6 protein-coding genes and 1 pseudogene are annotated in these 8,635 nt (G+C 60.4%); 3 read left to right on the top strand and 4 right to left on the bottom strand.

Going from position 1 to position 8,635, the window contains the following annotated elements; translation table 11 throughout:
* A partial coding sequence (locus PMI22_RS31905) for a hypothetical protein (protein ID WP_238543894.1) occupies positions 1–218 on the top strand: 218 nt, incomplete at its 5' end.
* A 221-nt stretch (positions 219–439) separates the two neighbouring features.
* Here the strand turns inward: PMI22_RS31905 and PMI22_RS21435 are convergent.
* The 4 genes from PMI22_RS21435 to PMI22_RS21450 form a co-directional block, all read right to left on the bottom strand.
* Positions 440–1,888 carry a curlin gene (locus PMI22_RS21435; protein ID WP_007944184.1) on the bottom strand — a complete coding sequence of 483 codons (1,449 nt, stop codon included), beginning with the start codon at positions 1,886–1,888 and terminating at the stop codon, positions 440–442.
* A gap of 27 nt (positions 1,889–1,915) precedes the next feature.
* A complete protein-coding gene (locus PMI22_RS21440; protein ID WP_007944182.1) occupies positions 1,916–2,377 on the bottom strand; it encodes a curlin in 462 nt (153 codons plus the stop codon).
* A gap of 65 nt (positions 2,378–2,442) precedes the next feature.
* The gene (locus PMI22_RS21445; protein ID WP_007944179.1) at positions 2,443–4,686 is read right to left on the bottom strand and encodes an Ig-like domain-containing protein; all 2,244 of its coding nucleotides are present in this window, start codon (positions 4,684–4,686) and stop codon (positions 2,443–2,445) included.
* A 35-nt stretch (positions 4,687–4,721) separates the two neighbouring features.
* Entirely contained in the window at positions 4,722–6,077 is a 1,356-nt protein-coding gene (locus PMI22_RS21450; protein ID WP_007944178.1) for a hypothetical protein, read from the bottom strand.
* A gap of 291 nt (positions 6,078–6,368) precedes the next feature.
* Here PMI22_RS21450 and PMI22_RS21455 point away from each other — a divergent pair, with 291 nt between their 5' ends.
* Both PMI22_RS21455 and PMI22_RS21460 read left to right on the top strand, forming a co-directional pair.
* On the top strand, positions 6,369–7,817 hold the full coding sequence (locus tag PMI22_RS21455; protein WP_007944177.1) for a sensor histidine kinase: 1,449 nt from the start codon (positions 6,369–6,371) through the stop codon (positions 7,815–7,817).
* A 186-nt stretch (positions 7,818–8,003) separates the two neighbouring features.
* Positions 8,004–8,635 (top strand): annotated as a pseudogene (locus PMI22_RS21460) (copper oxidase); the annotation flags it as partial.

Here is an 8,635-nt window from a genome sequence, read left to right as displayed (position 1 = left end):
CTCAGCCTCCCGAAGGGGCGGGCAAATCAAAAGCAAGATCAAAAGCTGCAGGCGAGCTAACGCTCGGCCTGATGAGTGGTGAGAAGCAAAAGCGGTTTGTTGCTCTGTTTTTTTGTGGGAGCTGGCTTGCCAGCGATGGCGGCCTGACAGCCGACCAATCTCCATCAGATGTACACCGATCCATTGTGGGAGCGAGCCTGCTCGCGATGACGGCCTGAAAGCCAACCAATTCCTGACAGGTGTACCTCATTCCCTGTGGGAGCTGGCTTGCCAGCGATGACGGCCTGACAGCCGACCAATCTCCATCAGATGTACACCCATCCATTGTGGGAGCGAGCCTGCTCGCGATGACGGCCTCACGACCCACCCATCTCCACCAGGCGCACACAAAAAAACCGCAACCCTCCCCCAAGAGCCGCGGTTTTTCTATGCTGCGTGATTATTGCTGGAACACTGTTGCCTGGTTGGTACTGCCATTTTGCTGCACGATAGCTGTCTGGGTGAGGCCGCTTTGATTAACACTGGCAATGTTGCCGGTGCCGCCCTGGGTTACATAAGCCACGTTCAGGTTGTCGGTTTGTTTGACGGTAATGATGTTGTCGCTGCCATACAGCTGTGTGGTGAACGCCTGGTTGTCAGAGCCGGACTGGTTGAACTCGGTGCTGTTGCCAATACCTTCGCTGCTGCCTTGCGCCAGGTTGGTGGTGCCGCGCTGGTCGGCGATGAGGATGTTGTCGGTGCCGTTCTGCTCGAAGTACAGCTCGTTGTAGGACTCGGCCTGGCTGACGGTGGTTTTGTTGCCGGTGCCGGTCTGATTAGTGGTCATGCGGTGGCCGACGCCGTTCTGGGTGAAGTTGGCGACGTTGTCGATGCCGTTCTGATTGACAGTCGCAGTCTGGAGGCTGCCGAACTGGCCTCCCGCTTGCGGACCTTTCCAGTTGCTGGCGTAGACCTTGTTGCCGGTACCCACCGAGTTGGCGTTCAGCACATGACTGTCGCCGCTTTGGTAGGTGAAATGCACGTTGCTCGTGCCGTTCTGGTACAGCGCGACGGTCGAGCCGATGGATTCGAACTGGTCGGCATAGATCGCGTTGAGGTCGCCGACTTGCAGCACCGTCGCCACGTTTTCCTGGCCGAAGCTCTGGTCGACCACGGTTTCGTTGGTTTGCCCGGACTGATTAATGGTGGCGTGGCTGGAAACCTGGGTTTCTTGCCAGACTTCGGTGCCGTTGAAGTCGCCTTCCTGGGTGATTCTCACCGTGCCACCTTCGCCGTTGCGCTGGTCGCCATAGGCATAGTTATCGTTACCCGACTGGAAGGTATTGATCTGGCCAGCAATGTGGGACACCTGTTCGGCGGCGCTGTAGTTGGTGTTGCCGAACTGGATGACGGTGGCGTTGTTGCCGATGCCCATGACCATTTGCTCGACGTAGGCTGTGTTGTTGTCGCCTTGCTGGAAGGTGGTGCCGGTGGCGCCGTCCTGACTGTCCTGATAGACAAACGAGAAGTTGCCGCTGCCTTCCTGCTGTTGCAGCGCCTGGCTGGGGCCTGCGCCAACCGACTGGCTGGCATGGGTGTTGTTGAACGAGCCGGCTTGTTGCTGGGTGATGGTGCTGCCGTTTTCGAACAGTTGCTCACCGTAGGCGGCATTGAATTCACCGTTCTGGGTCTGATCGATCGTGCTGCTGGCGTTGTCCTGCAACGCCGCCGCATCGTTGCCGGTACCGGCCTGTTGCTGAGTGGCGGTGCTGAAGCTGGCCACCTTCTGTGTCACGTTGGCGACGTTGGCATCGCCATTCTGGTTCTGGATGGATGTGCTGTCATCAGCCATCGCCTGGGCACTGACCATGACCAGAATGGCGGCGGCAAGGGGTTTCAGTTTGAACATGATGGAACCTCCAAAGTGGGGCAGTGCTTAGCGATATTGTTTGACCGAGACGCTCATGCCGTTCCCGGATTGGTTCACGGCGCTGGAAAGCCCCGTGCCCGCCTGGTCGATGCTGGCGTCGTTGTTATTGCCGTTCTGGGAAATCTGCGCACGGTTATGGCTGCCGGTTTGGGTGATGTCGGCGTTATTGCCATACCCCTGCTGGTTGATCATTGCCATCAGGTCGTTGCCTTGTTGCAGGATGTAGGCTTCCTGGTTACTGCCCGACTGCACGATGGTGCCGAGCAACGACTGACCGTTCTGTTGCAACAGCGCAATGTTGGCCTGACCGTTCTGGTCGATCAGCGCGTGCTGGCCAACCGGCGGTGGCAACTCTCCCAGGTCGCCACCGGGACCCAGGTCGTCGTTTTCCATCAAGTCATCGGCGCGCGCGCCCGCACTGCTGCAAAGCAGAAGCAGGCAGAGCAGGGTGGCGGTCGACGTTTTCATGGTTCTAGTCCTTACGGGTGAGGCCAGCCCCACCCACCCCAATGGTGGGTGGGTAGGGCGAGGGCTCAGTTAGCGACTACCGATACCGAGCGCACGGAGCCTTGGGAGGAGCGGATGGTGGCCGTCGGATTAGCTGACGGGATCACCGTGGTGGTGTTGCTCACCGTCAACCGCCAGCGACCGGTCAGCGGCACCGTGGTGGTGCCCAGGGTTTGCAGCCCGGTCGGGGTGGAGACCTGCACGGTGATGGTGTTGCCGGTGGTCACCGATGAGGTACCCGCAAAGTCCCAGGTGAAGCGGTTGTTGGAGCGCGCCGACACCGTGGCCGTGGTCACCGCGAAGGTTTCCGCAGCAGGTCTTGGCGAGACTTGCACCGTGACCGTCGCTGGCGTCGACGCGGCGCCGAAGCTGTCCCGGGCGAGGTAGGTGAAGGTGGTGGTAAAGGCCGTGGTCACCGTGGCCGGTGGGGTGTAGGTGATGACGGTGCCGTCGGTGCTGACGGTGCCGCGACCGGCCGCCGGTGCGGTCACGATGGCTGCGCTGAGCGGCACGTTGCCTTCCGGATCAGTGTCGTTGGCCAGCACGTTGATCGGAATCGCCACGCCCAGGGTCGCGACAGCATCGTTGACCGCCGTCGGTGCCTGGTTAGGCGCCACGGTGATGGTCACCGTCGCAGGCGTGGTCGAGGCCAGGCCTTTGGCGTCTTGAGCCGTGTAGTTGAAGGTCACGGTCAGCGGCGCGTTGACAACGGCTGGCGGGGTGTAGACCACCGATGTGGTACCACTCAATACCACGCTGCCTTGCTCGGCAGGCAGTTGAGTCAGCCCCGTGATGGTCAGTGGTGTGTCGCCGTCCGGGTCGCTGTCGTTGGTCAGCAGGTTGAGGGTGACAGGCACGCCGAAGCTGGTGCTGCCGGTGTCGTTGACGGAAAGCGGTGCCTGGTTCTCACCGACTTCCGGTGCTTTGCCGACGACTACGACGGGCTCGGTGTCACTGCCGCCCGCTGCGGATTTAACCGTCACGGTGGCGGGTGGCTGGGTCAGGTCGGAGACGGTAATGCTTTGCAGGGTGCCGGACTTCGACAGGCGTCCATAGCCCTGAACGACCATATCCGGTACGACCACTTCGTCGGTGGAGGAGGCTTCGATCAGCAGTTTGTGATCGTTCCAGCTGTACCGGGCGGTCTTGATTTTCACTATGTCAGTGAGCTTGCTCGACACTGCTGTAGGGCGGGTAGTGCCCGTCGGGTTGGTGGCGGTGACCACCACGACCGGAGGCACGAGGCCATTGAACAGACGCTTGCCGAAGAACTGCCCGTCGCTGGCGCCTGTCAGAGTGGTCTGGCATGGCGAAAGCGGTGGGCCGGGCACGAGCGCGATACTTTCGCGGAAGCACAGGGTCGAGCTGATGTCCGCTTTGGCAAAGACTTCGACCTGTGTGCTAGTGCCTGTACCCGATGTGGTGCGGCGATAGGTGGCGCGGTCAATTGCCACTGGTGTTTGTGCACGGTTGTCGAGGACTTTACCGGCCAGGGTGAAGAGGGCGGTCTGAATGGTTCCGGCCGGTCCCTCGATCTTTAAGAAGTTGGTGTTGAAGGGGCTGCCGGTGACCGGTTCGGTGAGGTTCGGGTCGCCGACGAAGGTTTCGATGGCCCCCGTGTCCGGGTTCACCTCGGGGTAAGGGCCGTTAATGCTGCGCAGGAATGGCCCGATGGCCCCGGCCACGGCACCGCTGAAATTGCCGGGGGCACCAATGCCGACATCTCGGGTGATGTTGATCGCCCGACGTCCGGGGGCGGTGACGTTGACCGTTTCCACACCGTAAGGGTGGGTGATGGTATAGACCCCGGCGGTGGGGATATTCACCCGGATGCGAATCCGCGCGAAGCTTTGCTGATCGCCATCGACAGGGTTTTCCGCAGCGAATGCCGCTTCGATCCCTGCCACATAAGCGTCCACACCATACCCTGCGGCGTTGTTAGGGATGTTGGTTTCGGCGAGGAACCAGAACGCTTCCGGTGGCCAGTTGTCCGGGAACACCATGGGCTGGGTATCGTCGAAGATCCCCGGTTCCGGCAACAGGGTACACATGTAGGCCGGAGGCACGCTGACCGGTACCCGTTTGCTCACGGCTCGAGACTGGCAGAGTTCCATCGACAGATTATTGTTGTCCTGATACCACATGGGGAATTTCCCCGTGGCGAATGTGTAAGGGCCCGGGTCGACTGCGGCGAGTTGCGCGAAGGCGCTACCGGACAGCGAAAGTGTCAGTCCCAAGGCGTTGAGCGCCAAGCGTGGCCAATTGTTCATGATGCCTCCTGATGAGGATCTGGGCATGTGAGCGTTCATTGCACGATGACCACTTCTTCGGTATCACTGCCGCCATTGGCTGACGACACCCGAACCTTGGCTGGCGGATTTGGCGAGAGGCCGGTGGACAGGGCTTTCGCCGCCCCATCGCCAATCAGGGAGCCAATCGGAACCCCGGTGCCAGTGGTGGCGGTGAGTACCGGTGGCGAGGTTTCGTCACTGGTGGAGGCTTCGATGGTTATTTGCCCGGTGCTCAATTTGTATTCGGCGCGTGAAATCACTACCAGGTCGGTCAAGGGCAAGGGCAAGGTCGTTGGCGTGCTGCTGGCGATGGCCAGATGGTTGTCGGCGGTCACTTGCAACGTACTCGGCACCGTTGGATTGCTGGAAGACTGGGCGTACCAGCTGCCGGTGGTATTCGCTTCGGTCAGATTCAACGCCGGGCTGTTGCTGTCCAGGGTCACTGTGGCCGGTGGCGGTGGGGCCAGCACAAACACATCCTGTTGGGCCTCCACTGCGCTGGTGCCGGCATGCCGCGAGTAGGTACTGCGCTGGGCGATCATTGGCGTCGGGCGGACCACTGCCGACAATTTGCCGGAGACGGCGAGCACATCGGTGCGCAAGTCCAGGCCGCCGGGGCCTTCGATGCGGATGAAGTTAGTGTTGAACGGGCTGCCGGTGACGGCTTCCGAGAGGTTTGGGTCGCCGACGAATTGTTCGGCGGCGCCGGTGACCGGGTTCGTCTCGGTATAGGGACCGTTGACGCTGCGCAGGAACGGTCCGACATCACCTTTGAGCGCCCCGTCATAGGTTTTCGGGCTGCCGATGCCGATGTCCCGGGTCATGTTGATCGCCCGCCGCCCGGGGGTAGCGATGTCGAAGACCTCGACACCGTAAGGGTGGGTGATGACATAGGTGCCGGCGGTGGGCACATCGACGCGAATGCGGATACGGGCGAAACTGACCTGGTCACCGTCGACGGGTTCTTCGGCGGCGAAGGCGGCTTCGATGGCCGCTCCGTAGCCCAGATCGATGCCTCTGGCCGCATCGACGATCGCGCCATCGGCAGTGAACCAGAACGCTTCATCGGGAAAGTTGGTCGGGAAGACCACCGGTTGTGCATCGTCGAAGACGCCAGGGGTCGGCAGCAAATTACACATGTAGCTCGGCGCGCCTGGAGCGCCGGGAACCCGAGAACTGACAGCCTTTGACAGGCACAGGTCGAGGGTTCGACCATGGGTGTCTTGATACCAGGCGGCGAAACCGCCGTTGGCTGGCAAGTACACTCCGAGGTTCCCTGGGTCCACAGCAAACAGCGCCGCCTGGGCAGTGCCTTGGGCCAGAGCGGTCACGACCAGAGCGATCGCGGTTTTGGACAGTAAAGGGTGCATGTGTATTCCCTCTATCAGAAGACCTGCCCCATGGGGGGCAGGTCAGTTGACAGGGCTTTGGCAACTTCCATACCAATTTTTAAAAACGCCTGCACAGGCCCTGCAGTGAAGGCTTGTAGCGCTGCTGCGGCTCAATCGTGTCGAGCGCCGAAGCGGGCGACTCCCCCCAGAGTTGGGGGTAGATGGGGGGCGGAGGATCAGGCGGGGAAAGTTGGGGGGGGAAATACCGCAAACGGGGCAAACAGCGAGCAGTGGGCTATAACCTATAGGGGAAGCCGGGGAACCATGTCCATGAATATCCAAGCAGCAGCCCTTCAAAAAGAGGAGGCCGATATTCGCCTTAGGTCGCGTAAACAACCGTTCAATCTGCTGCGCTGGTTTTCGCTGATCAGCCTGGCGGTGATCGGCACGGTGGCCGTGGCGCTGGGCGCAGTGTCCACGCGTTTTGTCATTACCGAGAGCGTGCAGCGCGATGCCTTGTTGACGTCGCAGTTCATTCAAGCGATTGCCTCAGCCGAGGTACGCCATGTGTCCATTCCCAACGTGCGGACCATGGGCGAGTTGCTCGACCCGCGCAAAGACAAGGAATTTCCCGATGTCGATCCAATGGCCCGTGCCAGTGCCCGCGGTGAGTTTCTCGACCATATCGAACATTTGCCCGATGTGATCCTGGCTAACATCTACGCCCCGGACCGCATGGTGATCTGGTCCACCAACCCGGAGTTGATGGGCACCACAGTCCATACCGACGATGACCTCAATCAGGCGTTTGCCTCCAAGACTCCGGTGTCTGCCAGCTATCACAGCGTGGACAAGTCGCGCATGGAGCAGAAGTTCATTACGCCACCAGATCACATCTTCATTGAGAATTACATTCCGTTGTTCGATGCCGACCACGAAAACGTCACCGCGATGGTCGAGATCTACAAGGAACCCAAGGACTTGATCGACCGCATGGAGCGCGGAATGGCAATGATCTGGCTGGCCACGGCCCTCGGGGGCGGGCTGATCTACCTGGGGCTGTACTGGATCGTGCGCCGAGCGGCGATTCTGTTGGCCACGCAACAAAAACAACTGATCACCAATGAAACCTTTGTCGCCCTCGGGGAGATGTCTTCAGCGGTTGCCCATAGCCTGCGCAACCCGTTGGCGACCATTCGCTCCAGTGCCGAATTGGCGCTTGAATTCGACAGTGGCCCGGCCCACAAAAACATCAATGACATCATCGGTCAGGTCGATCGCATGTCGAAATGGGTCCGGGAGTTGCTGCAATCCTTGCGACCGCTCAACGACGAAGCGGAGCCGGTGAACCTGGTCGCGTGCTTGCATGACAGTCTCCTGGCCTTCGAACAGCAGATCGCCAAGGCCAGGATTCACGTGGTCTTCGAGCCGAAAGAGACGCCGATGGTGCTGAGCCAGCAGGTGCAGCTGACGCAGATCCTCAACAGTTTGGTCGCCAATGCGCTGGAAGCCATGGAGAAGGAGGGCACGCTGACCCTCACGCTGGAACCGATCGATCCGGCAAGTATTTGTCTGATCGTCAGTGACACCGGCAAAGGCATGAACGAGGAGCAGCAGAGCATGGCGTTCCGCCCGTTTTTTACCACAAAGCAAGGCGGGTTGGGCGTCGGGCTGGTCCTGGTGAAGCGCATCATGGAACGTTGTGGTGGTGCGGTAACCCTGGACAGCCGCGAAGGCGAGGGCACGACCGTCCGTTTGTCGTTCAAGCGCATTCCCTGAAGATGGGTATGAACTTTCCCCGGTAGCGGGTGTCAGGCCCCAGTCGCTTTGATTGTGGCATGGCACATTGATGTTGATAAGCCATTGTTTTGCTAAGTGTTAATGCTTTTGTATAAAACTGTTACAAATTTGGCGAGGTCTTTGCAAATCCCACATCACCCCTTCACACGTTCGAGGCGGTTGATGATGGACAGGAAAGCGCGTTATCCCTTCAAGTGGATTGGCCTGTTGACGCCTCTGGGTGTCCTTTTGACGATGACGCTGGGCACAGCGAGCCTGCGTGCCAGCCCGATTGATGACGAGCGACAGCCTGAACCCACCGACCCTTCGGCTTACTACGACGAACCGGCTGACGAACCCGCGGCGTTGAACGCCATTTTGACCATGCCGGAAGCTAACGAGGACGCCTTCGATTTGCCCGATGGCAACAAAGGCAGCCGCGACGATACGCGTGTAGAGAACGCCTTGCCGCCCGCGCAGCAGACGAGTTTCAACTATCCCACCAATGGCAAGCCGAGCCCGCTGTATGGCGCTCAGCCCTTCACTCAGCAGTTGGTGTTGTTTGAAGAGTTCGGCCCGGAAAAACTCGACCCCACCACACCGGCGGCGCCCTTGGGTTTCCCGCCCGCAGCCGTTGGCCCATTGCCACAACAGGACCCGACCAATGCGGCCCGCAGTGCGCCACCGAGCGCGGCCCTCGATGCCTTCATGCGTCAACCGGGCCTGACGCCGTTCCCCAGTCAGTTCTCCAACGTGGTGGACCGCAACCCGTGGCAGGCGCAGATCGAAGTGTTCCTCAACCGCCATATAGGCTCCTC

Origin of the sequence: Pseudomonas sp. GM21 (assembly GCF_000282215.1) — a bacterium.
Taxonomy (GTDB): Bacteria; Pseudomonadota; Gammaproteobacteria; order Pseudomonadales; family Pseudomonadaceae; genus Aquipseudomonas.
This window is presented reverse-complemented; position numbering and strand designations above follow the sequence as displayed.

What these genes read in the sequence shown, in the direction of transcription:
- PMI22_RS21455 (WP_007944177.1), top strand. Translation starts at nt 6,369, where the DNA reads ATGAATATCCAAGCAGCAGCCCTTCAAAAAGAGGAGGCCGATATTCGC.
- PMI22_RS21440 (WP_007944182.1), bottom strand. Translation starts at nt 2,377, where the DNA reads ATGAAAACGTCGACCGCCACCCTGCTCTGCCTGCTTCTGCTTTGCAGC.
- PMI22_RS21435 (WP_007944184.1), bottom strand. Translation starts at nt 1,888, where the DNA reads ATGTTCAAACTGAAACCCCTTGCCGCCGCCATTCTGGTCATGGTCAGT.
- PMI22_RS21445 (WP_007944179.1), bottom strand. Translation starts at nt 4,686, where the DNA reads ATGAACAATTGGCCACGCTTGGCGCTCAACGCCTTGGGACTGACACTT.
- PMI22_RS21450 (WP_007944178.1), bottom strand. Translation starts at nt 6,077, where the DNA reads ATGCACCCTTTACTGTCCAAAACCGCGATCGCTCTGGTCGTGACCGCT.